Here is a 26,328-nt window from a genome sequence, read left to right as displayed (position 1 = left end):
GAGAGTTAACGGTGTCCGAAGGGCGACCTCCGCAGGCCGCCCTCCGTATCCCAAAGTGGCTGAAGTTTACGATAGGGCCGGCCCGGGGCGCCTGCGCTTCCCCCCAGCGCTATCTGTCCTTCGCGCTCACCAGCACCGGCTTGTCCCGCCATGCATCCGGAAACGTCTTCGCCAGGTTCTCCACCTTGGGCACATCGTTGATCACGATGTACATGCTGTTCGGATTGCGCACCAGATAGTCCTGGTGATAGTCCTCAGCCGGATAAAACGCCTGCAGCGGTTCGATGGTGGTTGCCAGCGGCTTCGGATACACCCCCGATTTGTTCAACTGCGCGATATAGGCCTCGGCCACCTTGCGCTGGCTGTCGTTGGCGGGAAACACGGCGGATCGGTATTGCGTGCCGTGATCCGGCCCCTGGCGGTTGAGCTGGGTGGGATCATGCGCGACCGAGAAATAGATCTGCAACAGTTGCCCGTAGCTGACCTGTTCGGGGTCATAGGTGATTTCCACCGCTTCCGCATGGCCGGTCCGGCCGCTGCTGACCGCGTTGTAGTTGGCGGTGTTGGCCTGGCCGCCGGCGTAGCCCGAGACGGCGTTGCTGACGCCCTTGACGTGTTGGAAGACCGCCTGCACGCCCCAGAAGCAGCCGCCGGCAATGACGGCTTTCTCCTGTGTGGCGGGCGCCGCGGAAGCATTAGCGGGCTGCTCCGCAGCGGGCGGGGGGATGATGAAGGCGCGTTCGGCGGCGGACGCAGCAGTCGAGGCGATCAGGCCGCCCGCAGTGGCAAGTGCGGCGCAGAGACGGCGGAGGGTGGGGTGCTTGGACATGATGTCGGGTCCTTGTAGCGATGCGGTGGCGGATCAGGCTTGCGGGGCGAAGGTCATGGCCACGCCGTTCATGCAGTAGCGCAGGCCGGTGGGTCGAGGTCCGTCGTCGAACACGTGTCCCAGGTGGCCGCCGCAGTTGGCGCAATGCACGGCGGTGCGGGTCATCCCGAAGCTGCGGTCGCGGGTCTCGCCGACGGCGCCGGGCAGGGGCTGCCAAAAGCTGGGCCAGCCGGTGCCGCTATCGAACTTGGTGGACGACGAGAACAAGGGGTGTTCGCAGCCCGCGCAGGCGAAGGTGCCGTTGCGGTGTTCGTCGTTGAGCGGGCTTGAGTACGGCCGTTCCGTGCCGTCGCGGCGCAGCACCTGGTATTGCTCGCGCGTCAGGCGCTCTTGCCATTGGGCGTCGGTGAGGGTGTAGGGAAAGCTGGCCGCGGGCGTGGCGGCTTGTGCCGGGCCGCTGCGCGTGACCAGCAGCGGGGCGATGCCCACGGCGGCTGCCGCGGCGCCGCCCAGGCCAAGGAAATGTCTGCGTGTGAGGTTCATGGCGAGTTCCGTGCGAATGGTTCGAGCCGGGGGCCGGCGGGCGCGGCCCCGGCGCGAGCGTTACTTCTGCATGCCGTCCTTGCTCATCCCGTCCTTCGACATGCCGCCTTTCGACATGCCGTCCTTGGACATCGACCCTTTCGACATCGAATCCCGGGACTTGGAATCCTTCGACATCGACCCCTTGGACATGCCATCGCGCGACATCGAATCCTTCTTCATGCCGTCGTGCGACATGCCGTCCTTCTTCATCCCGTCCTGCGCCGGCGCTTCCTTGGACATGCCGCTTTTGCTCATGCCTTCCTTGCCCATGGTGTCGGCAGCGTAAGCGGCCGTGGCGCCGAGGGCCAGGCACACGGACAATGCGGCGGTGGTGAGTTTGTTCATGATGCGTTCCTTTTGATAGTGAAAAAAAGCGGGAAATCACCTAGCTGCCGCCGAACCAGTTGTAGCCCTGGTCCTCCCAGTAACCGCCCGGGTAGGTGTTGGTGACGAAAATCGCCTGGATGTGCTTGGGGTTCTTGTAGCCAAGCTTGGTGGGCATGCGCAGCTTCATGGGGAAGCCGTATTCGGGGGGCAGCGTCCGGCCGTCGTACGTGAGGGCCAGGATGGTCTGCGGGTGCAGCGCGGTGGGCATGTCGATGCTGGTGTAGTAGTCGTCGGCGCACTTGAAGCCGACGTATTTGGCCGACAGGTCGGCGCCCACGCGCTTGAGGAATGCCGAGAACGGCACGCCGCCCCATTTGCCGATGGCGCTCCAGCCTTCGACGCAGATGTGCCGCGTGACTTGATCGACTTGCGCCATGGCGCGCAGTTCGTCCAGCCGCCAGCCGCGCTTGTCGGCCACCATGCCGGTGACCTCTAGCCGGAACGATGCCTCGTCCACCTGGGGCACGTCGTCGATGCCGTAGAAGGCATTGAAGGGAAACGGCCGGGTGATCATGGATTCGGGATAGGTCGGCGCGAGCTTGGCCGGGTCGAAGATCCAGCCCTGCACGCGGTCGTTGAAGCGGGAGACGGCCGAGAGCGCCTGTTCGACGCTTTCGTCGTCGGACAGCGAGCACCCGGACAGCATGGCCAGGCCGCCCAGCGTCAAACCGCGGCGCAGAAAGGCGCGGCGCGAGGGCTGCTCGACGCGCTTGTCCAGCAGCTTTCCGGCTTCGCGCAGGATGGCGGGGGCGTCCAGACCCAAGAAAAGGCGGCGTTTTTCAGACATGCGAGGTTCCTTATTTGCCGCGGATCATGGTGAGCAGGCTGCGGGGCACCAGGGCGACCATCGCCAGGTGCACGGCGACGAAGCCGGCCAGCAGGGCCATCGCGAAGAAATGCACGCGCCGTGCGGCTTCATAGCCGCCCATCAGGTCGCGCAGCAGGTCGAATTGCACGGACTTCCACAGCACGAGTCCGGACAGGATCAGCACGGCGATGTCGGCCATCACGAAGAGGTAGGCCAGGCGCTGGACGTGGTTGTAGCGGCGCGGGTCGGCGTGCGAGAGCCTGCCGCGCAGCGCGGCCAGCAGGTCGCGCGCTACGCCGCCAGGGCTGACCGGCAGGAATTTGCGCCACAGGCGGCCGGTGGCGACGTTCAGCGCCAGGTAGAGCAGGCCATTGGCAAACAGCAGCCACATGCCGGCAAAGTGCCATTGCAGCGCGCCGCCCAGCCACCCGCCCAGCGTGATGCCGTTGGGAAAGGTGAAATCAAAGAATGGCGCGGCGTTGTAGATGCGCCAGCCGCTCATGACCATGACGACGACGGCCAACGCGTTCAACCAGTGCGTCACGCGCAGCCAGCGGGGATGGATGACGGGAGAAATAGCCGGAGGCGCCGGCTGGCTGGTCCGTTTTTTCGCGTCGGACTCGGCGGCGGTGGACGGTGGCGCAGCGGGCGACAGCGCGGACACCGGCGGGGCAAGCGGCGTATTGTTGAGGGCGGGTCGGGCCAGCATGGCGGTCTCCGGTGGGCTGTCGATGGAGGCATTCTTCCTCCTGGCCCATACCGAAGTCCTCACGCAAAGTTAAATTAATCGTTAACTTTGCCCCGCGCCGATTGGCGACAATAGGCGCATTGATCACGCCCCAGGTTGCCCCATGGATACGCCCCGCCGCGTACTGATAGTTGAAGACGACGCCCACATCGCGGAACTGCTGCGCCTGCATCTGCGCGACGAGGGCTACGCGGTCGAGCACGCGGCCGACGGCAACGAGGGCATGCGCCTGCTTGAAGAAGGCGGCTGGGACGCGCTGGTGCTGGACCTGATGCTGCCCGGCATCGACGGCCTGGAAATCTGCAAGCGGGCGCGCGCGATGGCGCGCTACATCCCCATCATCATCACCAGCGCCCGCTCCAGCGAGGTGCACCGCATCCTGGGCCTGGAACTGGGCGCGGACGACTATCTGGCCAAGCCGTTCTCGATGCTGGAGCTGGTGGCGCGCGTGCGGGCGCTGCTGCGCCGCAGTGATGCCATCGAACGTAATGCGCGCCAGGACGCCGGCAGCCTGGCCGTGCATGGCGTGTCGATCGATCCGATCGCCCGCACGGTCGATGTCGACGCCCGCCGGCTGGACCTGACGCCGCGCGAGTTCGATCTGCTGCATTTCTTTGCGCGGCATCCGGACAAGGTGTTTTCGCGCATGGACCTGCTGAATCAGGTGTGGGGCTATCAGCACGAAGGCTATGAGCACACGGTCAACACCCACATCAACCGGCTGCGCACCAAGATCGAGGCCGACCCGTCCAACCCGCAGCGCATCCTGACGGTCTGGGGCCGCGGCTACAAGTTCGCGGCGGCGCCCGGGGTGCAGCCATGAAGCGATTCACGTTGACCCAGCGCCTGTCCGGCGTCTTTGCGCTGCTGCTGTTGGCGTGCTGCGGCGCGTCCGCGTGGCTGCAGATCGCGGCCAACTCGCGCTACGAGCAGGAGGTCGTGCAGCGGCTGTCCAGCGGCCTGGCGCAGCACATCGCGGGGTCCACCGAACTGATGGATGCGGGCGGCTGGAAGCCGGATGCCGTGCGCTCGATGTTCGACATGCTGATGACGGTGAACCCGGCGGTCGAGGTCTATCTGCTGTCCAACGATGGCCGTATCGTCGGCGACGCCGCGCCGCCCGGGCAGATCAAGCGTGATCGCGTCGACCTGGCGCCGGTCAAGCGGCTGCTGGCCGGCGGCATGCTGCCCATCACGGGGGACGATCCGCGCAGCCTTGACGCGCAAAAGGTGTTCAGCGCGGCGCCGGTGCGCGTGGATGGCCGCGAACAGGGGTATGTCTACGTGGTGTTGCAGGGCCAGGCGCATGATGCGCTGGCGATGGACGTGTCGCGCACGTCGGTGCTGCGCACGACGCTGTGGTCGATTGCGCTGGTGGCCTTGCTGGGGCTGGTGGCGGGGCTGGCGGCGTTTGCGCTCATCACGCGGCCGTTGCGGTCGCTGACGCGAGCGGTGCGCGCCTTTGACGGCGACGACGGCCAGGCGCTGGCCGCGCTGGAACAGCCGGCGGACCAATCGGCGCGCAACGGCGACGAGATCGCGGTGCTGCGGCGCACGTTTGCGCAGATGGGCCGGCGGATCTCGGATCAGTGGCGCGAGCTGACGCGGCAGGACCAGCAGCGCCGCGATCTGGTCGCCAATATTTCGCACGACCTGCGCACGCCGCTGACGTCGCTGCATGGCTATCTGGAAACGCTGCGTTTAAAGGATGAGGCGCTTGATCCCGCCGAACGCCGCCGCTATCTGGACATCGCGCTGGCGCAAAGCCGCAAGGTCGGCCGGCTGGCGCAGGAACTCTTCGAACTGGCGCGGCTGGAGTCTGGCCTGGTGCGCCTGGAACCCGAGACGTTTTCGCTGCCGGAACTGGTGCAGGACGTGATGCAGAAGTTCGAGCTGGCGGCCGAGGCGCGTCAGCAGCATCTGACCACGGACATTGCGCAGGCGCTGCCGCCGGTGCGCGCGGACCTGGGGCTGATCGAACGCGTGCTGACGAACCTGCTGGATAACGCGATCCGGCATAGCCCGCCGGGCGGACAGATTGCATTGCAGCTTGGCCTGTCGCGCAACCGGGTGCAGGTGCAGGTCAGCGATTCGGGGACGGGCATTCCGCAGGCGTTGCGCGCCGGGCTGTTCACGCGGGCGTCGGCGCTGAACCGCGGGCCGGGCGAGGCCGGCGGACTGGGACTGGTCATCGTGCAGCGGATTCTGCAGCTGCACCAGAGCGAAATCCGGCTGGTGGACGCAGCAGGGGGCGGGGCGGTGTTTCAGTTCGAACTGGCGACGGCGACGCAAGGGTAGGCGGGTTCAGTCCGGGGCCTCCTCCCGCAGCCGGGTGACTACGCCTTTCACGGCATCGACTTCCAGCATGTCGCCGGTGGCGACCCCATGCAGAACCCCGTGGACGCTGACGACGGCCGGCACGCCGAATTCGCGTGCCACGATGGCGGCGTGCGACAGATATCCGCCGACTTCCATCACGACAGCGCCCGCGCGCAGGAAAAGGGGCGTCCACGCGGGGTCGGAAGACGCCGCGACCAGAATGCCGCCGGCGGGCATGGACAGGCCTTCGTCCGGCGTGCGCGCCACGAACGCGCGGCCGCGTGCGCGTCCGCCCGCCACCGGGGTGCCGCGCCACGAATCTTGCGATGCGGCCGCTCCGGACCGGGGTTGCGGCTGGGACGGCGGCGTAATCTGGCTTGCGAATTCGGTGATGACGTCAAGGTCCGGCAGCGCGGTCCAGTCCTGCAATTGCGCCCGCCGGGCCGCGGCGCGCCGTCCCAGCGCAGAGGCATCCATCCGGCCATCCGCCAGCGCAAAGAGCTCGGCCGCGTTCAGATGAAAGATGTCGTCGGCGTTCGCGAGTCCGTCCGGGCCAGCGTTGCGCCGTCCCAATTCCAGCGCGTGCTTGCGGGCCGCGGCCAGATACGCCACGAGCACACTGCGCGCGGCCTCGCGCTGGTTGCCTTCCAGGCGGGATGCCGCGAGCAGCTTGGCGGCGAGCAGGCGCTGCCAGAACGGCAACGCGCGGCGCACGCGTTGCCATGCCTGCCGCGCGGCGTCGTCCTGACGGGCGCGCAGGGCGGCGGGATCGGCGCCGATCAGGTTCAGGATGCTGTCCAGCAGATAACCGGGCGCCTCGCGCCAGCGCGGATTGCGCAGGTAGGTCTCGTAGACGGCACGGTGGCCGTAGCGATGCAGGAAGTTGGCAAAGGCGTTCCTGAACGGACTGTCTTTGGGCAGTGCCGTTCCCCACGCGGCATCGTCGCGGTTGGGCCCGCGCAGCCATGCGAGCGCCTCGGCGTCCTGCTCGGCCAATTGCGCCAGCGCCATGAGCGCATAACCCTGCTGCGCCGTGACGCTGGGATCGCCGCCCGCCATCAGCGCAGCGGTCAGCGCGTGGCCTTCGCCGGGCGCGGCTTTTTCCACCATGTCGAGCAGCTTGGACAGCGCACCGCCGCCTGAACCCTGCAAGAAGAACAATTGGTCCGCGGCCAGGACGGTCTGGAACTGTTCGCGCAACTGCGCGCCCAGCGCGGCGTCGGAGGCGGGCAGCGGCGCATCCAGCCAATCCTGGGCGCGGGCCAGAAGCCCGGGCAGGTCGGTGGCGGCCTGGCGGCGCAGCGGCGCGGCCCGGCGCAGATAGCGCACGATGCGCAGGCCGTGCCGCAGCCGCTGCATGGCGGTGACCGGCGGCACAAGGATCTCGGGCTGCGGGCCGCCCAGCAACGCGTTCATGTCGCGCGGACTGACGCCCAGCGCGTCATGGCCGACCCATTGGATGACCGAGGCATTCAGATAGGCGCGCCCCTGGAACAGTGCGGCGAGGGGCACGCCGGGGAGCGTGCGGTAACCGCTCAACTCGAAGCCGCAGGTCAGCATACGCTGGGCCATGACGCGGCCCGCGTCCCATTCCAGGGCTGACATGGCTTGCGGCAGGACCTCGCGGGTGTTGCCGCGCGACCAGTAATCCGGCTGGTCGTGCAGCGCGGGATAGGTGTGGCGCGCCGACGCGGTCACCGGGCGCGCCTGCACGATCCAGAACCGGTCGCCGTCCCAGGCCCATTCAAGGTCGTACGCCGCGCCGCTGTAGTCCAATGCGCGGGCGGCGTCGCGGGCAATGTCGCCCAGCGTCTCAGCCTGCGCGTCGGTCAGCACGGCTTTCGCAGCGCGGGCGGCGGGCGTGTCGGTCAACTGTGTGCCTGCGCCGCTGGCGGCGGGCTGCGTGGCGAGACGTTTCGCGCCGATGCGCCGCGAGACGACCGGCCAGGCTTGGCGCAGATAGTCTTCGCGCAGGCGGTATTCGTCGCCTTCCGCCTCGCCGTTCACAAGCGATTCGCCCAGGCCCCAGTTGGCGTGGATGACCATCTCGTCGTGGCGGCCCGTGGCGGGGTCGAGGGTGAAGGCGATGCCCGACGCCTGTGCTTCGATCATCGGCATGACGACGACCGCCATGCCGCCCGCGCCGTCGATCGGCAGGCCAAGGCGCTGCCGGTAAGCCTGCGCCTGCGGCGTCCATAGCGAATCCCAGATACGTCCAAGCGCCTGCTCGGCGGCATCGGGTCCGCGCACGTTAAGGCAGGACAGATGGATGCCGGCGAATGACGCGCCGGCGGAATCTTCTTGCGGCGCCGACGAGCGCAACGCAAGGGGACGGTCCAGCCAGCCGCGTTCATGCAACGCCTGGCGCAGCGCTTGCATGATGGCCGGCGGCACGTCCTGGCCGGGCCGGTGCCCGGCGCTGGCCTGCGCCGCCAGCACGAAGCCGTCGGGCACCGGCACGCCAAATTGCGCCATGCGGCCCAACTGCCAGCCCTTGCCGCCCGCCGCTTGCGGACCGGCCTGCGCCGCGGCCGGCCAGTCCAGCACCAGGGCGGTCATGCCGCGCTCCCGGCAATACCGTGCACGAACAGGGTGATGGCGGCGTCGAATTCCTGCTGAAGCGACGCGCCGGGCTGGTCCAGCCAGCGCAGCAGGGCACCCAGGTAAAGGAACTGAAGATGATGGGCGAGCAGTTCGGCGTCCATGTCGGACCTGGCCTGATTGGCGGCCTGGGCGTTCTGGATCAGCGCGGCAAACACACGGTGCAGGCCGCTACGCGAATGGCGCTCGTCGTTCTGCGTGCCCGCCTGCATGGTGGCGAAGCGGTAACGCAGATAAGGGCCAAGGTAAGCGCGGTGCGATTCGGCCCAATCCGCCGATGCGTGCAGCAGCCGCGTCAGCCGTTCGGCGAAGGTGGGCAGGACTTGAAGCGCGGGCCATAGCGTCGTCAGCGACCCGGCCAGCTCGCCGTGGAAGCGTTGCGCCAGCAGCGCCTCCTTGACGGGAAAGTGGTTGTAGAGCGTGCCCTTGGACACGTCGGCCTGCGCGGCAATCTGCTCCATCGTAACGGCGTCGTAACCGAGGGCTTCGAACAGGCGCCAGGCGGTCTGTGTCAGATGGTCCACCGTCTGCTGGCGCTTGCGTTCGCGGCGGCCGATGTCGGTGGGGTCCGCGCCGGGCAGGAGGAGATGGGAGTCGGGCATGATCAAACCAAAATAATTAAACGACGTTAAAAATTATACGTCGTCTAATAATTTGGTGTTTTGAAACGGCGCCAGGCGGTCGGGCCCGAGGCAGCGTCCGGCTCCCTCAATCGCCGCTGACGTCGCCCGTTTCCCCGGACATTTCCCGCGCGCGCGCCAGCAGCAGCTCGCGTTCGCGGGCGTTGCGGGTCATGCCGGCCGCGCGTTCGAATTCTGCGCGGGCTTCGGCCTTGCGGCCCAGCCTGGCCAGCAGGTCGGCGCGCACGCTGGGCAGCCAGTGATAGTTCGCCAGCGAGGGCTCCGACGCCAACTGGTCAGCCAGATCCAGGCCGGCCTGCGGGCCGAAGGCCATGCCGATCGCGACGGCGCGGTTCAGCGCGACCACAGGTGACGGCGCCGCCTGGGCGAGCGCATCGTACAGCGTCACGATCCGCATCCAGTCGGTTTCCCCGGGCGTACGGGCCCGCGCGTGACAGGCAGCCAAGCCGGCCTGCAGCGCATACGGCCCACGCGCGCCGCCCAGCGCATCGGCCCGGTCCAGCGCCGCCAGCCCGCGCCGGATCAGCAGCGGATCCCAGCGGCGACGGTCCTGTTCCATCAGCAGCACCGGCCGGCCCTCGGCATCGGTGCGCGCATGCAGGCGCGACGCCTGCAGTTCCATCAGGGCGACCAGACCATGCACCTCAGGCTCCGACGGCGTCAATTCCGCCAGAATGCGGCCCAGGCGCAGCGCTTCGTCGCACAGGCCCGGCCGCATCCAGTCATCGCCCGAGGTCGCGGAATAGCCTTCGTTGAAGATCAGATAGATGACTTCCAGCACCGAGGCCAGACGCGGCGCGCGGTCGGCGGCCGAGGGCACCTCGAAGGGCACATTGGCGGCGGACAGCGTGCGTTTGGCGCGCACGATGCGCTGCGCGATGGTCGATTCCGATGCCAGGAACGCGCGCGCGATCTCGGCCGTCGTCAGCCCGCCCAAGAGGCGCAGCGTCAGCGCCACGCGGGCCTCGGTGGACAACAGCGGATGGCAGGCGGTGAAGACCAGCCGCAGCAGATCGTCGCCGATGTCGTCCTGGCGCGCCGCATCCAGCGCGTCGACGAAGTCGGGCTCCACGTCGGCCTGCAAGGCTTCCAGCTCGTGGCCGATCTGCTCGTGCTTGCGGGTGTGCAGCGCATCCAGCCGAAGCCGGTCACGCGCACGGTTCTTGGCGGTGGTCATGAGCCATGCTCCGGGATTGTCCGGCACGCCCGTCTGGGGCCAGCGCTCCAGCGCCGCAACCAGCGCATCCTGGGCCAGCTCTTCGGCCAGCCCCACGTCGCGCACCAGGCGCGCCACCCCCGCGATGACGCTGGCGGCCTCGATCCGCCAGACCGCCTCGATGGCGCGATGCGTGGCCGCCTGCGTCATGCGCCGGTCGCTTCGCCGGGAACCATGTAGGCGAACTCCCAGATGTGCCCATCCAGGTCCTCGAACCCGTGCGCGTACATGAAGCCGTGGTCCTGCGGCGCGCGCGGCGCCGTGCCGCCCGCGGCGACGGCCCGCGCCACCAGGTCGTCGATCTCGGCTCGGCTTTCGCAGGACAGGCAGACCAGCACTTCCGTGGTCTGCGTGGCGTCCGCCACCGGCTTGCCGGTAAAGCTCTGGAAGAAATCCTTCACCAGCAGCATCACGTAAAGGTTGTCGCCGACGACCATGCAGGCGCCCTGGTCGTTGGTGAAGTCGGGGTTGAAGCTGTAGCCCAGTTTCTTGAAGAATGCCTGGGACTTCTGCATGTCGTTGATGGGCAGGTTGACGAAGATCTGCTTGTGCATGGCGTGTCTCGCTTGATTGTTCGGGGTGGTGCGCAGGGAAATCAGACGTTCGGCGTCGGCATCTGGCGGAAGCGCTCGACTTCCTTGCTGGGCTCGAAGTCGTCCAGCTCGAATACCTGGCGCACCTCGATCTCGCAGTCCTGCCCGGGGAAGGGGGTCGGAAAGCGCATTGCCCATTGCATTGCCTCTTCCCGGGAACGCACCTGGATCATCGTGTAGCCGGCGATCAGTTCCTTGGTTTCGGCAAACGGCCCGTCAAGCAGCTTGCGTTCGCCGCTGCCGTCGTACCGCACGCGCCAACCTTTGGACGTCGGGTGCAGGCCGTTGGCGTCCAGCAACACGCCGGCCTTGACCAGGGCTTCGTGATAGGTCGCCATCGAGGCAAGCAGGCTGTCGTCCGGCATCTTGCCGGCTTCGCTGTCGGGCGTGGCCCGGACGATGATCATGAATCGCATCTGAGGTCTCCAGGGGAGGGATAGCAAGGCCGAAAGGGGCGCTTGTACAGAGACGACGAACGGCAGCGCGCCAGATCGACAACAACATGCGGTGATCAGGGTAAATACTGAGTCGGCGGCACGCCGACTCGCGTGCCCTCGCCCTACATGAAGCAGGGCCCCAACTCCCGGACTTCGACCGTGGCCCATTGCGCGGCCGGGCATTCGGCGGCCAGGGCCAACGCTTCTTCGCGCGACTCGCAGGTCAGAAGGAAGAATCCGCCGATCATTTCCTTGGCCTCGGCGTAGGGGCCGTCCATCAGTTGGCGTTCCCCGTCGCGCACGCGCAGGCGCACGCTTTCCGCATCGGACTTGAGGGATTCGGCGCGCGTGAGCAGGCCGCGCGACTGCAGGGATTCGGCGTAGCGCACCATCTGCGCATAGGCCTCGCGGCCTTCCTCGGGCGTGCGCTGGGCGCGCTGGCCCACCGGTTCAACGATCAGCAGCATGTAGGGCATGGGGACTCCCGCTTGGGGACTGCGGTCGCCGCGAACGGCGGGTCCGCTAGGTTAACGCCGATCCCCGCGTCGGCGCCATGCCGGAAATTGCGCCTTAGCCTTCCTGAAAGATCGATTCGATGGATGTTTCAAACACGCGGGCGATGGCGAAGGCGAGCGGCAGGCTCGGATCGTATCGGCCGGTCTCGATGGCGTTGACGGTCTGACGCGAGACGTCCAGCCGTTCGGCCAGCGCGGCCTGGCTCCAGCCGCGCTCGGCGCGCAATTCGCGGATGCAGTTTTTCATCGATGGCGCAGCGTGTCGACGATGGTGGTGAACGCCCAGACGCCGCCCATCAGCGGCCAGACCACGAACATGCTCAGTTTGGGAAAGCCGGCGATTTCCAGAAAGCCATACGTGAACGTGACCCCGGCGGTGACGGCGGCGGCAATGGCCAGGTGTTCCAGCGTGGTCTTGCGGATGAATTCGTCGGACTGGCGCACGGCGCGCACGACGGCTCGCAGCGCCAGCAGAAACGCCAGCATGGGCGTGAGCAGCACGACGGTGCGCAGGGCGCCGGGCTGCATGTCGAGGCTGAGCCACAGCGCGCCGGCCAGAAGTACGGCATACAGCGCCATCGAGAAGCCCAGTTCCTTGAAATAGCGGCGCTTGGCCTGGAGTTGATTCATGGGAATGCCCTTGTTGATGTAAAGCGTGCTTGACATTCTGGCGGCCGTGCGGCGGCATGTCAAGCGTCCTTTACATCACGAAAATGCGGCAAGCGGGCAATAAAAAACCGGCTTGCGCCGGTTTTTCAAGGGAAGGAATCGCGGATCAGGATTGCGCCGGGGTGGCGGGCGCGGGCGCCGTCATGGCGTTCGCAGGCGCTTTGGGGTCCGGTGTGGCCGCCTTCGCCGTGGACGGCGTTGCCGCCGGCTTGGACGGTGTGCCCGCGGGGGCGGCCGCTTGCGGCGCGGTGGCCGGTTTGCCCGCGGCGGGCGCCTGCGGAGCGGCGGCGGTCTTGGCCTGCGGCGGCGTGATGTCCATGATGAGCTCGACGCGGCGGTTTGCCGCGCGGCCGGCTGCCGTGTCGTTGGACTCGATCGGGCGCGTTTCCGCGTAGCCCACCGCGCGCAGCCGCTGCGGCGTCACGCCATCGCGCACCAGCTCACGCAACACGCTGGTGGCACGGCTGCTGGACAGCTCCCAGTTCGACGCGAACTGCTTGGTCAGGATCGGCACGGGATCGCTGTGGCCTTCAACTGAGACCTGGTAGTCGTTCTTGTTGAGGATGCCGGCCAGGCGCTTGATCACGTCCAGGCCGGCGGTGCTGAGCGTGGCTTGGCCGGAAGCGAACAGCAGTTCGTTGCTGATGCGAAAGCTGACCGACTGCTCGTTGACGATCACGTCCACCGAATTGCCCAGGTCCGCCAGGCCCAGCGATTCCTTGGACGGGGCGGTCAGCGGCGGGGCGGCGTCAGCCACGACAACTTCGTCTTCGGCCAGCGCGGGCGCGGCCGCGGCGAGGGCCGGCGCGGGCGTGGGCTGCGCGGACCAGCTTGCCGGGATCTGCACGGTTTCGAGTTCCGAATACTCGCCGTCGTACTTGGGCAGGCCGCTGGCGCCCAGCGTACCGACCAGCTCGACGGGCTGGCCGGATTTACCGGAGCCGCCGCCGTACATGGCGACGGCCAGCATGACGACCAGCATCGCGAGCAGCAGCGTGATGAGGTCCAGATAGCTCAGCAGCCAATTCTCGGAATCCTGCTCGACGGCGTCTTCGACGTGCCAGCGCGCATAGCGGTCCTGGCGGTCGCTGTCGCTAGGGCGCCAGGCGCTCGCCGCCGACGCCTTCTGCGCGCGCAGTTGCGCCTGGCGGGCCTGCTCGATCCGCTGCGCAAGGGAAGGGGAAATCAGGCTCATTGACGCGCGGAAGCGGGGCGGGCGATGGAGACGGAGGCGGCTGCGGTGGCGCGGGCGGGCGAGCCGGCGGCCGGCGCTCCGGCGGTCGGCGCTCCGGCGGCCGGCGCAGTTGCGCCGGGCTTGACCTGGCCTTCCGTCTTGGTCTTGGGCTTGGCGTCGGCGCCGCCGTCGTAGATTTCGTCTTCGACGTGCATGACGAAGGAATTCAAGGTCTCGCGCACCATGGCCGGACCGCGCTTCTCGCACATCATCGAAATGCCTTGCAGCACCATGTTCATCGATTCCACGCGACGCGCCGTACGGCGTTCCAGCTTCAGCGCGATCGGCTTGCAGATCAGGTTGGCGAGCAGGATGCCGTAGAACGTCGTCATCAGGCCGATGGCCAGCTGCTGGCCGATGGTCTGCATGCTGCCATCGCCCAGGACGGCCATCAGGTTGATCAGGCCAACCAGCGTGCCCAGCATCCCGAAGGCGGGCGCAAAGGTGGCCATGACGCGGAACATCTGGGCCTCGGCCTGCTCACGGGCGCGCAGGCGGGCGACGCGCCACTTCAGCAGTTCGATGATCTGGTCTTCAGGCGTGTTGTCGATGATGAGCTGCACGCCCGTGCGCAGGAACGGGTTCGAGACCTTCTTGAGCTCGTGCTCGACCTTGTGGACGTCGGCGTTCATCCAGAGCTGCGCCATCGACACCAGTTCCTCGATGTCGCGCTGCTGGTCGTGCTGGTCGTTGCGGAACACCGTGCGCACCAGTTTGAACACGCGCACCACTTCCTGCAGCGGGTACGCAATGAACAGCGCGGCGCAGGTGCCGCCCAGCACGATCGCCAGGCCCGGCAGGTTGAAGTACAGGCTGGTGTCGTTGGCGGACAGTGCCACCACGATGATCAGGGTGAGCAGGCCGACAACGGCGCCGATGACGGTAGACGGATTCATGGATCTTGCCCGAAAACATGGCATCCCACGCGCGGAATGCCGGATTGTCGGGAATTCTAGCCAGCGCAAGCGCCGGTCAATTGGCCGGAAAGCGGGGCGAAATAGGCGGTAAGCGCCGGCTTAATCGGGCAGTCAGGCGGGCGGCGCGCCGACGATTCGCGGGCGCAAATCGGGGACGGCCTAGGCTTGCCGCGTGGCGTCCTGCTGCGCCAACCATTCCTCGCGGGTGATCTCCCAGATCTCGGCGGGATGCCGGCCGCTGACGAAGCCGCGTTCCTCGGTGCCCACCAGCCGCATGCCGCTGCTTTCCGAGATCCGCCGCGACGCGGTGTTGGCGATGGCCTTGGGCGCGCGCAGCACCGGTTTGCCCAGCACGTTGAACCAGTAGGCCGTGACGGCCGCGCTGGCTTCGGTCATGTAACCCCGCCCTTGATGCGCCGGATCCAGCCAGAATCCGCGGTTATTGCCGGGCTCGTCGTCCATCAGGCTGACGACGCCGATCAGCTGGTCAGGCTGCGCCCGCGTGCGCACCGACCAATGCCATTGCGTCCCGCGGCGCATGGCGGGCAGGGCGGCGTGTTGCAGGAATTGGCGCGCGCCATCGTCGGGATACGGCCAAGGCACCTTGTCGGCCAGAAAGCGCACGACCTCCCATTGGGCAAACGTGCGCTGGATGGCGTCGGCGTCGTCCAGGGACAGGGGGCGCAGCACCAGTCGGTCGGTGACGAGTTCGGGCGGCGGCTGGGTGTCGGTCATGGCGGCTCGGGGCGGATGAAGGGGGAGACCAAGCGGAAATGTATATCATGGGCGAATTCTGGCGGTGTAAGGCCGGGCATTGCCTGGGCCTGGCCTTCCGACCGCGGCATTGGAGAGAACATGAACAACCCCAACGAAAACGTCAGCATGGCGCTTTTCTGCGACTTCGAGAACGTGGCGCTGGGTGTGCGCGACACCAAATTCCAGAAGTTCGACATCCGGCCGGTGCTCGAGCGCCTGCTCCTCAAAGGCAGCATCGTCGTCAAGAAGGCGTATTGCGATTGGGAGCGGTACAAGGAATTCAAGGCGCCGATGCACGAGGCCAATTTCGAGCTGATCGAAATCCCGCACGTGCGCCAGTCCGGCAAGAACTCGGCGGACATCCGCCTGGTCGTGGACGCGCTGGACTTCTGCTATACCAAGTCCCACGTCAACACCTTCGTCATCATCAGCGGCGACTCCGACTTTTCACCGCTCGTGTCCAAGCTCCGCGAGAACAACAAGAAGGTCATCGGCGTGGGCGTCAAACAATCCACGTCCGACCTGCTGATCGCCAACTGCGACGAATTCATTTTCTATGACGATCTGGCCCGTGAAGGCCAGCGCACCGCCGAGGCGCGCCGCGACAATCGCGGCGTTAGCGCCCAGCGCCGCTCGCCCGACGAGGAGCGCCGCCGCAAGGAAGAGCAGGACGCGCGCAAGACGCGGGCGGTCGAGATGGTGGTCGAAACGTTCGAGGCGCTGATGGCCGAACGCGGCGACAGCGGCAAGATCTGGGCATCGGCCCTGAAAGACGCCTTGAAGCGCCGCAAACCGGATTTCAACGAGTCCTACTATGGCTTCCGCGCGTTCGGCAATCTGCTGGAAGAGGCCCAGTCGCGCGGGTTCCTGGAGGTCGGGCGCGAAGAGAAGTCGGGTACGTATGTCTATCGTGATGGCTCGGGCGAGGCATCCTCTGCCCAGGTTGGCGAGGCGCATGGCGGGGCGGCAGATGGGGTGGCCGATGCCACTGACGCGCCGGGCGCTGGCGGCCGGAACACACGTAAATCGCGTGGCGGACGCAAGACGGCGGGCGGTCGGACGGCGGGCTCGCACGGCGAAGGCACTGAGCGGGAAGATGCCGTGACCGCCTCGCCGGATGGATTCGCCGAGGCTGCGGATGCGTGGAAACAACCCGACGCGCCGCAGCAGACGGAAGAGGGCACCGTAGTGGATGTGTTGGAGACGCCGGGTCAGGTTGCTGGCGGCGATGCTGCCGGCGGCTCGCCGCAGGCGCGCAGCGCCAGACAGTCGGATAACGGCCGTCAGGGTCGCTCGGGCCGCCGTGGTCGGGGCGCGAGGGCGGGTGATGATGCCCGGCCGTCGAGTCATGCGGAGTCGTTGGAAGGAGCCGGTCAGCCGCGAGGTTCGGTTGAGGGGCGGGGGGCTTCTGAAGGGCAGGGGGCGCCCGAAACGCGGGCTCAGGCGGAACGGCAGGGTTCGTCCGGCGCGCAGGTTTCGTCCGAGGGGCTGGCTTCGTCCGAAAGGCAGACGTCGTCCGAGGGGCAGGCGCCGGCTCGCCAGCGCGAAGACGTGGCTCCGCCCGCCTTCAAGCGTCCGGTGCCCCCGCCGCCGCAGTCGGCGCTGGTCTCCGGTCCGCCGCCGGTGGTGAATGTGGCCGAGTGGACGTTCGTCGCGCCGCCGGCCAACACCGAACGCGAACGCCGGGGCGAGGCGCCAGATCCCTTCGCCGGCGCGACGCGATCGGCTGCCGGATCCCGGTCGGATGTGACTTCCCGGGCCGCCTCCGAAACCGCTTCCGACGCTGCTTCCGCAAAGTCCGCCGCCAAACCCGCCCGCCGTGCCCGCAAGACCACGGCCAAGGCGCCATCCAAATCGGAGAGCCCGTCGGCCCAAGCGGAAACGCTGGCGGCGCCCGCCGCCGAGACCGCCCCGGCCCCTGAACCGGCGCGCAAGACAGCGGCGCGCAAGACAACGGCCCGCAAGACGGCGCCGCGCAAGACCGCGAAGAAAACCGACGCGGCTTGACGTCGCGATCGGCCCGGCCCGCCGTCAGGCAGCACTGACGAACGCTTCAGACGGCGCCTCGTGCGTCGTTTGCTTGCGGGGCCGGCTGGTGTCACCTGCCGGGCCGCGCCGCCCGCGGCCGCTCATCTACCGATTTCATCTGCCCATGCATCGTGTTCTGATCAGTTCCTGCCTCCTGGGCAACCCCGTGCGTTACGACGGACGCGGCGTGCCCCATGGCGATGCCATCCTGGCGCGCTGGCGGGAAGAAGGCCGTGTCGTGGCCGTCTGTCCCGAGGTGGCGGGCGGCATGCCGATCCCGCGGCCCCCGGCGGAGATCGACCCGGGCGAAAACGCCGCTTCGGTGTTGGCGGGCCGTGCCCGTGTCGTGGCGGTGACGGGCGACGACGTGACGGCGCCTTTCGTGCGCGGCGCGCACGAGGCGCTGGCGGCAGCGCAAGCGCGAGGGATTCGTATGGCCGTCCTGAAAGAGGGCAGTCCGTCCTGCGGCAGCAGTTACGTCTACGACGGCCATTTCGCGGGCCGCCGTCAGCCCGGCATGGGCGTGACCGCGCAATTGCTGCGCGGCGCGGGGGTGCACGTCTTCAGCGAGCATCAGTGGGCCGACGCGGCGGCATTCCTGGCCGAACTGGAGGCGGATGATGCTCGCTGAGATTGGCGGCTGGATGGTGTTGGCCGGGGTGGCCGGATGCGGTTACCTGGCCTGGAAGGGGGCCGTTCGCACCCATCGCAGTGTCATGTTTGCCCGCGTGGCCGCGCTGCTAAGCCTGGCCCTGTCCGCCGTCTGCTTCTACGCCTGGTACGCGCAGTACCTGCGGTGGGAATTCAACGAGTTGGGCCGCTACTACGATCCTATTGAACAGGTCGTCTATACGGACTCAGGTTTTGTCTGGGTGCTGCCGGCCGGTCTGCTCCTGGCCGCCGGCGTGATATTTGCCTGGCGCGGCTGGCGCCGCTGAAGCGCGGCGGCCGGCGCGCCGGCATGCTGCACGTGCGAGCCGGCGCGTGAGGTCAGCCGGCGAAACCCGCGATCACGCCTCTCAGTTGGCGCGATATCCGCGGCTGGTCATGCAGGAATCCAGCGCGCGGTTATACGTATCCACCATGATCTGGGTGGTCCACTGGGTGATGGTGGCAGGATCGTAACCGCTCTGGTTCATGGCCCAACGCTGGCAGTCGGTGGTGGCGTTCGCCTGGGCGACATTGACCGGGGGCGCGGACTCGTACTGTACGGGCGCGTACTGGGGCACTGGTGTGGAATAGGCAACGGGCGGCGCTTCGTAAACCGGGGCGGTGTAGACCGGCGCGGCTTCATAGACCGTCGTGCCGTACACGGGGGCGCCGTACAGCGGCGGGCTCGTGTAGCCCACCCCCGACGAGTAAACCCCGGTCTGCACATAGGACGGCCCCGAATTGGCCGCCAGCAGCAGCCCGACCGTCGCCAGTGCAAAGGCGCCGCCGATCCACCAGCCGCTGGAACTGCTCCCACCGCCGCCGTGATAGTGGTGATAGCCGCCGCCATAACCCCCTCCATGGCCGCCCCAATTTCCGCCACGCCCGCCAGCCACTGCCGGCGCGCCAGCAACCGCCAGCGCCAACGCCGCAATGGCCACCCGGCCTGTAAACCGCTTCATGATCTTGCTCCTGAGCCATCCGGCGGCGGCACTGTGCCAGCCGCCGGACGATAGACGTACTTTACTGCTGGGGCGCGCGGATTAGGTGTCTCAAGCGATACGGGGATTTCAACTGATTTCAGTACTGTGACAAGACGCTAAGCGGGAACGGTCGCCTGGACCGAAGTGTGGCAATTTGCGCTTGTTGCAGTGGCGGAAAGCGAGGATAGGTAGTATTTTTCCGCGATGAGCATGGCACTACCCACTTCGGCATCGCAGGACAGGCGCCTCACCAAGGGCGAACGCACCCGGCTACAACTCCTGGCCGTCGCCGCGGCCGAATTCGCCGAACGGGGATTCCAGCACACCCGCGTCAGCGACATCGTTGCCCGCGCCGGCGTGACCCAGCCCGTGTTCTATCAATACTTCACCAGCAAGCAAGCGGCCTACGACGAGCTGGTGGGGCTATTCGCGCAGCGGCTGCGCCGGGCGATCAGCGAGGCCCGCCTGCCGGGCCACCTGCAGGGCGAAGCGCTGGTCAACCGCATCCGGCAGGGTATCGGGACGTTGCTTGCCATCCTGCAGGAAGATCCAAATCTCACGCGCATCGGCTTCTTCCAGGCCGAGGCGGCCGAGGCGCTGAAAGACGAGCTGGTGATCCTGATCGCCGAGAACGTCCGGTCGGAGCAGCAGGCGGGACTATTCCGCCCGGAGATTTCGCCCGAGTGGTTCGGTCAGTCGCTCATTGCCATCATCGAACGTTTCGCTCGGCTGCTGCCCGACGCGGCCAGGCAGCAGGCGGTGGCGGAGTTCATTACGGATTTATTGCTCGACGGGATGCGTCGGCGACCCGAAGCTTGAAACGTCCTTTGCATCATCCGCCTGGGCGCCAACCGGGCGTGTGAGGACGACGGCCCCCTGCAGTGGGATGCATCATGTGATCGCTTAGGCGTCACAAAATGTGGGTACGCTTCCTGCAGTGTCCGTGGGATGGTTGTTGGCGCGACAACGATGCCTCGCACCCTCCGGCGGTCGATTCCAACAGATTTGATCTGGGCAAATATATGAATTCCATAGATATTGGATGCGGTCGCAAAAAGATGGCCGGCTCGATAGGTATCGATTTCTCGGCCATGAGCGACGCGGATATCGTGCTGGATCTGAACAAGGAAAAGCTTCCGTTCGAAGACAACAGCATTGACTTCGCGTTTTCTTCACACGCTCTTGAGCACTTGACCCTTGACGGGTTTTTCAATGTCCTGAGCGAGGTCTATCGGGTTTTGAAACCCGAAGGCCAATTCAAACTGGTCGTTCCCTACTTCACCACGACCGCAAATTTCGCCAATCCATTTCACAACAACAACATATGCTTTAACGAGCATACGTTCCGGTTCTTTTCATCGGACGTTGATACGGACGCGTTGCCCAAGTATCAGTATCAGACCCCCAGCTGTCCCCACTGGGGCCTGCGCTATTCGGCCAATAGCGAATTGGGCATCGAATTCAAGACCCGCAAGATTTCGTTCTTCTATTTCCCGGCCTATCGGGATCTGGACGAACAGGCACGTTTTGAAGCCCGCTGTTCCATGACCAATGTCGTGGAACAGATCGTGTACACCCTTGAACCGGTAAAGCCGTGCCCCGTGCGACCCGAAACCGGACCGGTGGCTTCGGGTGCCGATCCGCATCAACACTTGACCGCCCAGATCGACTATTTGAAGAAGCAGGTTGCACACCTTGACGCAAAAGGCGTGACTTCCCCGGATCTGGTGGTGGCACGCGAGTATGCGGATAAGACGACACGGCAAGGCGATTTCTATGAAACGGCGGGCGTGATTTCGCCCGCCAATTTTTTGGTGTTGGAGCTAGATGACACGATTCAGCGTTTGCAGCGCTTGATCGACACCTTGGCTTAACGAAGAATCAGGGTCTACTCCACCCGCGCCCCGGAAGCGCTCACCACCTTTCCTGCCGCTTCAAAATCCGCCTTCAGCAACTCCTGAAACTGCGCGGCAGACTTAGCTTCAGCTTCGACGCCCAGCGAAGCCAATCGCGCTTGCACCTTCGGATCGGCCAGCACCTTGTTGACCGCGGCATTGATCTGGTCACGGTCCGCGGCTGCGATGCCCGCCGGGGCGAGCAAACCGAGCCAGGAATCGAAGGCGTAGCCGGGCAGGCCGCTTTCGGCAACGGTGGGAAGATCCGGCGCGAAGCGTGAACGGGTCTTGCCGGTGTAGGCCAGGAACGTGACGCGCGGGTCGTTGCGATAGGCGGTCACGCCGATGGTGGCGGCGGTGACGGCCTGGACGCGGCCGGCGAGCAGTTCGGTCACGGCGTCGCCGGTGGACTTCATGGGGATGTGCTGCATCTGCGCGCCGGCGGCGGTCAGGAACGACGCCATCCCCAGGTGCGAGGCGCTGCCGTTGCCGGCCGACGCGTAATCGAAAGCGCCGGGTTTGGCTTTGACGGCCTGGATGAATTCGGCGGTGTTCTTGGCGTTCAGCGAGGCGGACGCAAGGATGATGTAGCCGGTGTTGCCGATGTAGGCGACACCCGTGAAGTCCTTGTAGGGGTCGTAGCTGAGGTTCTTATACAGATACCCGGCGATGTTGTGGCTGGCGGCGGCAAGCACCAGGGTGTTGCCGTCGGGCTTGGCGCGGGCGACCTGGGCGGTGCCCACGGTGCCGCCGGCGCCGGCGCGGTTTTCGATCACGATGGAGGCGTCCAGCGCGCGGCCCAGTTCGTCACCGATCGCGCGGGCGATGGTGTCCTGGACTGCGCCGGTGCCGTAGGGCACGACGATGCGGATGACGCGTTGGTCGGCCTGCGCGGCGCCCATGCCGGTGACGGCCAGAGCAAGGGCGAGCAGGGTGTTGCGGCGTGCAGCTTGGAATCGGGGGGTCATGAAGCGGACTCGTGGTTGGGCGCGCGCCTGTCGGAATGCGGCGCGGGCATGGCGGCGTTGGACTCTAAACACTCAAGCCGTCCGGACCAACGAATTAATCGCCGCTTGTTTATTGCTTCCAGCGATAAGCGCAGGCCGCCGCAAAAGGGGACAGAGCAGGGGCTTTATCATGTGCCCTTTGCCCAAGCCGGGTCTCCCGTAGTCGCCGGCTTCTCTTTTTACCTATGGCGTCCATGCCCTGATCGCACAGGAGATTTATTAGTGGTTCGATCCGCAACGACAGCATCCCGATCCCTTCACTCCCGCCACCATGCCGCCGTCTCCTGGCGGCGCAGACGGGAAAGGCCCTGGCTGGCGGCCTGGCTGTTGGCAGCGATGTTGAGTTGTTTATCGATCCTCTGGCACGCTCCGGCCATGGCAGCTTTTCCGCTGCTGACCCCCGCGGCGGCGGCTGAGCCGGCCCCCGCGGCCTCGGCGTTGACGCCCGCCGCGCTGGCCGATCTGCTGGACAACCCCCAAGCGCGCCAAGCCCTGATCGACCAGCTGCGCGCGCAGGCGGCCAGTGACAAACCGGCCGCCGCTGGCGCTACGCCAGCCAAGACCGCGACGGCGAAACCGACGCCCGCCACCCCCGCCGAGCCGACGTTGCAAGAGCGCATGGCCAATGGCGTTCAGCAGTTCCTGACCGGGGTCGCGGCCGACATGGGGCAGGGCGTTGACGACATGCGCGCGCTGGCCTCGGGCCAGAATCTGCGCATGGACAGCGGCACGGCGCGCAGCGCGTTGCTGCCGCTGGCGCTGGCTGCCGCGGCCACCATCATCGCCTTCATCCTGCTGCGCATGATCGCCATGCGCATCTATACGCGGATCGACCGCTGGGTGGCCGAGCACGGTTGCGAAACCGGGTCGGTCCCCGTCCGGGGCAAGCCGGCTTCCATGAAGGTGCTGACCCGCCGCGCGGGCGCGATCGTGGGTGCGCTGGCGATCGACGTCGCCGTCGTCTTGCTGGCCGCCATGGCAGGCGGCGCGGCGGCGCTGTGGAGCACGCCGGGGCGCGGCACGCTGGATGGACTGGCCTCGCTGTTCCTGCAGGCCTTCGTGGCGGTGGAGATTGTGAAGGTGCTGATCCGCACGGTGTTCGCCGTGCGCCATCCGCATCTGCGCTTGTTGCCGATGTCGGACGAACTGGCGAAGTACTGGAACGCGTGGCTGGTGCGCATCGTGGCGGCTGCGGGTTACGGCACGCTGGTGGTCGGACCCGTGATGGCGGCAGCGCTGTCGCCGGCGCTGGGCCGGCTGACTACGATGCTCATCATGCTGGCGGTGTACATCTACGCCGTACGCGTCATCTGGCATAACCGGCAGGCGGTCCGCGAACGGCTGGACCGCCGGGCCGCGGGCGCGGCCACATTCATGGGATCCCGGCTGCGGCTGCTGTCGCGCATCTGGCACGTGCTGGGCATCCTCTATTTCACGATCCTGCTTGTGGTCAGCCAGGTCGACCCGACCGATGCGCTGCCGTTCATGGCGCGCGCCACGGCGCAGACGCTGCTGGTCATCGGCGTGGGCAGCCTGCTGATCCTGCTGCTGAACGCGGTGCTGGCCAAGCCGATCCGCCTGTCGGACGACCTGCGGCGGCGCTTGCCGCTGCTGGAGGCACGCGTCAACGCGTACGTGCCGGCTGCGCTGAAGGTGGTTGGCTGGATCATCCGCATCATCATCGTGCTGCTGATCCTGGACGCGTGGCAGGCCTTTGACCTGTCGCGCTGGCTGGCGTCGGACGCGGGCGCCGCCGCGATCAAGGTGGTGCTGAACATCGTGATCGTCCTGATGATCGCCATGCTGGCCTGGACGGTGATCGCCAGCATCATCGAGCATCGCCTCAGCCAAAGCGAAGAGCGTGGCATGCCCAGCGCGCGCGAACGCACGCTGCTGGCGCTGTTCCGCAACGCTGCGCTGATCGTCATTGTGACGATGACGCTGATGGTGCTGCTGTCGCAGATCGGCATCGACGTCGGCCCGCTGATCGCGGGTGCTGGCGTGGTCGGTCTGGCCATCGGTTTTGGTGCGCAGAAGCTGGTGCAGGACATCATCACCGGCGTCTTCATCCAGCTTGAGAACGGGATGAACGAGAACGACGTGGTGCAGGTGGCCGGCGTGTTCGGCACGGTCGAGAAGATGACCATCCGCTCGGTCGGCATCCGCACGCTGGACGGCGGCTACCATCTGGTGCCGTTCTCGTCGGTGGACGTGGTGGCCAACCACATGCGCGATTTCTCGTATCACCTGGGTGAATACACGATTGCCCACCGCGAAAGCGTGGACGACGCCATCGAGCATCTGCGTGCGGCGTTTGCCGAGCTGATGACCGATTCGGTGCTTGGACCGGAGATCCTGGAAGACATGACGGTGGCGGGCGTCACGGCGGTCAACGACAAGGGCGTGACCATCCGCATCCTCATCAAGACCACGCCGGGCATGCAGTGGGCGGTGCAGCGCGGCTACAACCGCCTGCTCAAGAAGCACTTCGACGCCGCAGGCATCGAGCTGCCGTACCCGCACACGGTGGTCTACTTCGGTCAGGACAAGCGCGGCTACGCGCCTGCGGCCAATGTGCACGTGCAGGCCGAGCGTGCGGACGAGGGCGACAGCGCGCGCGCCGCGGGCCATACGCGCCGCCGCCTGAAGCCGGAAGCCAGCAACGAGGATTCGGCCGAGGTGCTGGGCAATGAGCTGGAGGCTCGGGCCGAGGCCGAGGCGGAGGCCGAAGTACAGGCCGAAACGCAGGCCAACGCCGCTGCGGCCAGGACGGAGCCCGGCCGCAGCTGAACGCCTCGGGACTAGTGACGCTGGGCGCCGCCTGTGTGGCGGCTGCCTGCGCGCCCGCAATGGAGGGCACGCAGGAATGGCCTGAAAGGCTTACCGCCCGGTCTGCACGCCCGCCGCGTTCAGGCGCTCCGTCACGGCCTGATAGCCCGCGCGCGTCATGTCGGTCTTGCGGATCGCCTCGTCGCAGGCCTTGCGGTCGTCGGGGCAGCCGGCCTTGGCCGGCATGTCGCCCGCGACGACGAAGTAGTCGATCACGAACTTGGCCACGTACTTCTTCGCGGGCTTGCCTTGCAGGAATTCGGCGATGTCGGCGCGAAAATCCGCAACGGTCTTCTCGGCGACGGGCGTCCAGTTCTGGCACTGCGAGAACGTGGCGACGCCATCGGCAAAGGCCAGCTTGGCGCAGGTCAACATCAGGTCGTTGGCGGGCTTCGCGCCTGCCGGCAGCGTGGCGCGGACGGTGGCCCCGCGGGTGCCGGCGAACGTCACGACGCCGGCCTTCGCCGCTGCCGCATCGATCGTCGCCTTGAACACGAAGGAATCTTCGATCACGGCCGGCGCCTTGTCCGTCGGACCCTTGGCGTACATGTCCGAGATATCCGCGGGGTCCACACGCGATATGTCCATCATCCGGCCCAGCAGGCGCCAGTCGGCCCGGAGCAAGGCATCATGTTCTTCGCGTATGCCGTACTCGAGCACCGCCCGTTCAATCTCGGTGGGCGTGTACGCGGCGTGCGCCAACGTGGGCAGCAGGGCGGTGGTAATTGCAGCCAATGCAAGGGGAAGCGACTTCATGAAGACTCGGTAGAAAGAAAAGGTCCGCAAGGGTAACCGAGATACGCGACAGGGGATCGGGAGAACAAGCGGCGTGCGGTATAAACGAGCACCATCATTTCTGAGCAAGGGAGTCTCGTGTCCAGCAAACCCGGAGCAGGTCGTTTCATCGCCGCGACAGTGGGCGTCATCAGGCAGCACGGCCGCGCCATGCTGGCCGCCGCGCCGTGGTCACTGGCCGTGTTCACGCTGACGTTGCCGTTTGCGCTGATGACGTCCCGGCTGTACGGGCTTGTGGATTGGCTGATCCTCGCGCTGGCGCTCGTCTGCCTGATCGCCCTCGCGCGCACCACCTACGCCTGGCATCGAGTCATCCTGCTTGGCGAGACCGCGCATGCGGCCGCGCCGCGCGGCGGCAACCCGGAATCCCGGCATCTCGTGCTGCTGGGCGGGCTGGTGGTTGGCGTCATGGCGCTTGCGCGCGCCACCGGCGATCTGCCGTATGTGCTGTACATGCTGATGGGCGGCGCCAACGAACCGCTGTTCTACGGCGTGCTGTTCGCGTTGCTGGTGGTGGTGTGGGTGCCGGTGCTGTACGGGCTGGCCGTGTACGGCATAAGCCTGCCACGCGTCGCGGTCACCGGCGAATATGGCTTTGGCGCGGTGCGCGCCGCGATGCGTTATCCACGCTGGCCGTTGATGCTGGGGTTCCTGGTGTTGCTGGTCCTGGCCGCGCATGCCACCAACGATCTGCTCCCGCTGATGTATGACTACGTGGGCGTGCAGGCGCTGCAGGGCGTGTTGGGCGCAGTGGCGTGCGTCGCCATGACCTTCGTGCTGACGGCGATGATCGCCGTGGCGTATCGGGATTCGGCGCTGCCCGATTAGCGCCTGTCTCGCGCACGCCGGCAACCTCCCGCCGGCATTGGTGCGCATCGCACAACA

28 protein-coding genes are annotated in these 26,328 nt (G+C 66.8%); 9 read left to right on the top strand and 19 right to left on the bottom strand.

The window, feature by feature from the left end:
- Positions 1-109 precede the first annotated feature (109 nt).
- The 5 genes from msrA to AC6CIE_RS07835 are packed head-to-tail and all read right to left on the bottom strand — an operon-like array spanning position 110 to position 3,318.
- Entirely contained in the window at positions 110-829 is a 720-nt protein-coding gene (msrA, locus tag AC6CIE_RS07855; RefSeq protein ID WP_218343606.1) for a peptide-methionine (S)-S-oxide reductase MsrA, read from the bottom strand.
- Positions 830-862: 33 nt separating this feature from the next.
- Positions 863-1,372, bottom strand: a complete 510-nt coding sequence (gene msrB, locus AC6CIE_RS07850; protein WP_175136734.1) for a peptide-methionine (R)-S-oxide reductase MsrB — start codon at positions 1,370-1,372, stop codon at positions 863-865.
- A gap of 60 nt (positions 1,373-1,432) precedes the next feature.
- Positions 1,433-1,759: a pentapeptide MXKDX repeat protein gene (locus AC6CIE_RS07845; protein ID WP_498091891.1), complete on the bottom strand. Its 327-nt coding sequence runs from the start codon at positions 1,757-1,759 to the stop codon at positions 1,433-1,435.
- A 40-nt stretch (positions 1,760-1,799) separates the two neighbouring features.
- On the bottom strand, positions 1,800-2,588 hold the full coding sequence (locus tag AC6CIE_RS07840; protein ID WP_498091889.1) for a molybdopterin-dependent oxidoreductase: 789 nt from the start codon (positions 2,586-2,588) through the stop codon (positions 1,800-1,802).
- Positions 2,589-2,598: 10 nt separating this feature from the next.
- A complete protein-coding gene (locus AC6CIE_RS07835; RefSeq protein WP_498091888.1) occupies positions 2,599-3,318 on the bottom strand; it encodes a cytochrome b/b6 domain-containing protein in 720 nt (239 codons plus the stop codon).
- A gap of 142 nt (positions 3,319-3,460) precedes the next feature.
- Between AC6CIE_RS07835 and AC6CIE_RS07830 the strand changes: the two genes are divergently transcribed.
- Both AC6CIE_RS07830 and AC6CIE_RS07825 read left to right on the top strand, forming a co-directional pair.
- Positions 3,461-4,180, top strand: a complete 720-nt coding sequence (locus AC6CIE_RS07830; RefSeq protein WP_056570500.1) for a response regulator transcription factor — start codon at positions 3,461-3,463, stop codon at positions 4,178-4,180.
- On the top strand, positions 4,177-5,655 hold the full coding sequence (locus AC6CIE_RS07825; protein ID WP_367352027.1) for a sensor histidine kinase: 1,479 nt from the start codon (positions 4,177-4,179) through the stop codon (positions 5,653-5,655). The genes AC6CIE_RS07830 and AC6CIE_RS07825 overlap by 4 nt, the downstream gene beginning before the upstream one ends.
- A gap of 6 nt (positions 5,656-5,661) precedes the next feature.
- On the opposite strand, the gene AC6CIE_RS07820 is transcribed toward AC6CIE_RS07825, so the two are convergent.
- From AC6CIE_RS07820 to AC6CIE_RS07770, 11 genes are all read right to left on the bottom strand, one after another.
- The gene (locus tag AC6CIE_RS07820) at positions 5,662-8,235 is read right to left on the bottom strand and encodes a PEP/pyruvate-binding domain-containing protein (RefSeq protein WP_498091887.1); all 2,574 of its coding nucleotides are present in this window, start codon (positions 8,233-8,235) and stop codon (positions 5,662-5,664) included.
- Positions 8,232-8,879 carry a TetR/AcrR family transcriptional regulator gene (locus AC6CIE_RS07815; RefSeq protein WP_498091885.1) on the bottom strand — a complete coding sequence of 216 codons (648 nt, stop codon included), beginning with the start codon at positions 8,877-8,879 and terminating at the stop codon, positions 8,232-8,234. Before AC6CIE_RS07815 ends, AC6CIE_RS07820 begins: the two co-directional genes overlap by 4 nt.
- Positions 8,880-8,985: 106 nt before the next feature.
- A complete protein-coding gene (locus AC6CIE_RS07810; RefSeq protein ID WP_367352029.1) occupies positions 8,986-10,284 on the bottom strand; it encodes an RNA polymerase sigma factor in 1,299 nt (432 codons plus the stop codon).
- Positions 10,281-10,688, bottom strand: coding sequence for a VOC family protein (locus AC6CIE_RS07805; protein ID WP_175121831.1), 408 nt, complete (start codon positions 10,686-10,688; stop codon positions 10,281-10,283). Before AC6CIE_RS07805 ends, AC6CIE_RS07810 begins: the two co-directional genes overlap by 4 nt.
- A 41-nt stretch (positions 10,689-10,729) precedes the next feature.
- The gene (locus AC6CIE_RS07800; RefSeq protein ID WP_175121830.1) at positions 10,730-11,143 is read right to left on the bottom strand and encodes a YciI family protein; all 414 of its coding nucleotides are present in this window, start codon (positions 11,141-11,143) and stop codon (positions 10,730-10,732) included.
- A gap of 143 nt (positions 11,144-11,286) precedes the next feature.
- Positions 11,287-11,640 (bottom strand): YciI family protein, encoded by a 354-nt coding sequence (locus tag AC6CIE_RS07795; RefSeq protein ID WP_056570518.1) that lies wholly within the window; start codon positions 11,638-11,640, stop codon positions 11,287-11,289.
- A 94-nt stretch (positions 11,641-11,734) separates the two neighbouring features.
- Entirely contained in the window at positions 11,735-11,926 is a 192-nt protein-coding gene (locus AC6CIE_RS07790) for a helix-turn-helix transcriptional regulator (protein ID WP_175121827.1), read from the bottom strand.
- The gene (locus tag AC6CIE_RS07785; protein ID WP_175136724.1) at positions 11,923-12,309 is read right to left on the bottom strand and encodes a hypothetical protein; all 387 of its coding nucleotides are present in this window, start codon (positions 12,307-12,309) and stop codon (positions 11,923-11,925) included. Before AC6CIE_RS07785 ends, AC6CIE_RS07790 begins: the two co-directional genes overlap by 4 nt.
- A 145-nt stretch (positions 12,310-12,454) precedes the next feature.
- Positions 12,455-13,543 (bottom strand): OmpA/MotB family protein, encoded by a 1,089-nt coding sequence (locus AC6CIE_RS07780; RefSeq protein WP_498091883.1) that lies wholly within the window; start codon positions 13,541-13,543, stop codon positions 12,455-12,457.
- Positions 13,540-14,478 carry a motility protein A gene (locus AC6CIE_RS07775; protein WP_367352033.1) on the bottom strand — a complete coding sequence of 313 codons (939 nt, stop codon included), beginning with the start codon at positions 14,476-14,478 and terminating at the stop codon, positions 13,540-13,542. The genes AC6CIE_RS07780 and AC6CIE_RS07775 overlap by 4 nt, the downstream gene beginning before the upstream one ends.
- 180 nt (positions 14,479-14,658) lie before the next feature.
- The gene (locus AC6CIE_RS07770) at positions 14,659-15,234 is read right to left on the bottom strand and encodes a GNAT family N-acetyltransferase (RefSeq protein ID WP_218343617.1); all 576 of its coding nucleotides are present in this window, start codon (positions 15,232-15,234) and stop codon (positions 14,659-14,661) included.
- A 120-nt stretch (positions 15,235-15,354) separates the two neighbouring features.
- On the opposite strand from AC6CIE_RS07770, the gene AC6CIE_RS07765 reads away from it, so the two are divergent.
- The 3 genes from AC6CIE_RS07765 (at position 15,355) to AC6CIE_RS07755 (ending at position 18,221) form a co-directional block, all read left to right on the top strand.
- On the top strand, positions 15,355-17,262 hold the full coding sequence (locus AC6CIE_RS07765) for an NYN domain-containing protein (protein WP_498092116.1): 1,908 nt from the start codon (positions 15,355-15,357) through the stop codon (positions 17,260-17,262).
- Between the two features lie 145 nt (positions 17,263-17,407).
- Complete coding sequence (locus AC6CIE_RS07760; protein ID WP_218343620.1) at positions 17,408-17,914, top strand: 2-thiouracil desulfurase family protein; 507 nt, start codon at positions 17,408-17,410, stop codon at positions 17,912-17,914.
- Positions 17,904-18,221 (top strand): hypothetical protein, encoded by a 318-nt coding sequence (locus AC6CIE_RS07755; protein WP_498091881.1) that lies wholly within the window; start codon positions 17,904-17,906, stop codon positions 18,219-18,221. Before AC6CIE_RS07760 ends, AC6CIE_RS07755 begins: the two co-directional genes overlap by 11 nt.
- A gap of 81 nt (positions 18,222-18,302) precedes the next feature.
- On the opposite strand, the gene AC6CIE_RS07750 is transcribed toward AC6CIE_RS07755, so the two are convergent.
- Complete coding sequence (locus AC6CIE_RS07750; protein WP_498091879.1) at positions 18,303-18,896, bottom strand: hypothetical protein; 594 nt, start codon at positions 18,894-18,896, stop codon at positions 18,303-18,305.
- Positions 18,897-19,121: 225 nt separating this feature from the next.
- Here AC6CIE_RS07750 and AC6CIE_RS07745 point away from each other — a divergent pair, with 225 nt between their 5' ends.
- Both AC6CIE_RS07745 and AC6CIE_RS07740 read left to right on the top strand, forming a co-directional pair.
- On the top strand, positions 19,122-19,736 hold the full coding sequence (locus AC6CIE_RS07745) for a TetR/AcrR family transcriptional regulator (RefSeq protein ID WP_498091878.1): 615 nt from the start codon (positions 19,122-19,124) through the stop codon (positions 19,734-19,736).
- Positions 19,737-19,834: 98 nt separating this feature from the next.
- On the top strand, positions 19,835-20,791 hold the full coding sequence (locus AC6CIE_RS07740; RefSeq protein WP_498091877.1) for a class I SAM-dependent methyltransferase: 957 nt from the start codon (positions 19,835-19,837) through the stop codon (positions 20,789-20,791).
- Between the two features lie 14 nt (positions 20,792-20,805).
- Here the strand turns inward: AC6CIE_RS07740 and AC6CIE_RS07735 are convergent, their stop codons facing one another.
- Entirely contained in the window at positions 20,806-21,780 is a 975-nt protein-coding gene (locus AC6CIE_RS07735) for a Bug family tripartite tricarboxylate transporter substrate binding protein (RefSeq protein WP_498091875.1), read from the bottom strand.
- A gap of 375 nt (positions 21,781-22,155) precedes the next feature.
- Here AC6CIE_RS07735 and AC6CIE_RS07730 point away from each other — a divergent pair, with 375 nt between their 5' ends.
- Positions 22,156-24,609, top strand: coding sequence for a mechanosensitive ion channel domain-containing protein (locus AC6CIE_RS07730; protein WP_498091874.1), 2,454 nt, complete (start codon positions 22,156-22,158; stop codon positions 24,607-24,609).
- Positions 24,610-24,699: 90 nt separating this feature from the next.
- Here the strand turns inward: AC6CIE_RS07730 and AC6CIE_RS07725 are convergent, their stop codons facing one another.
- Positions 24,700-25,404, bottom strand: coding sequence for a hypothetical protein (locus tag AC6CIE_RS07725; RefSeq protein WP_498091872.1), 705 nt, complete (start codon positions 25,402-25,404; stop codon positions 24,700-24,702).
- Positions 25,405-25,521: 117 nt separating this feature from the next.
- On the opposite strand from AC6CIE_RS07725, the gene AC6CIE_RS07720 reads away from it, so the two are divergent.
- Complete coding sequence (locus AC6CIE_RS07720) at positions 25,522-26,271, top strand: hypothetical protein (protein WP_452000154.1); 750 nt, start codon at positions 25,522-25,524, stop codon at positions 26,269-26,271.
- The last annotated feature ends 57 nt before the right edge of the window (positions 26,272-26,328 follow it).

The sequence above is a fragment of the Achromobacter sp. GQ309 genome, assembly GCF_059759315.1.
Note: the sequence above shows the minus strand (reverse complement) of the source record. Positions and strands in the feature narration are given on the sequence as shown.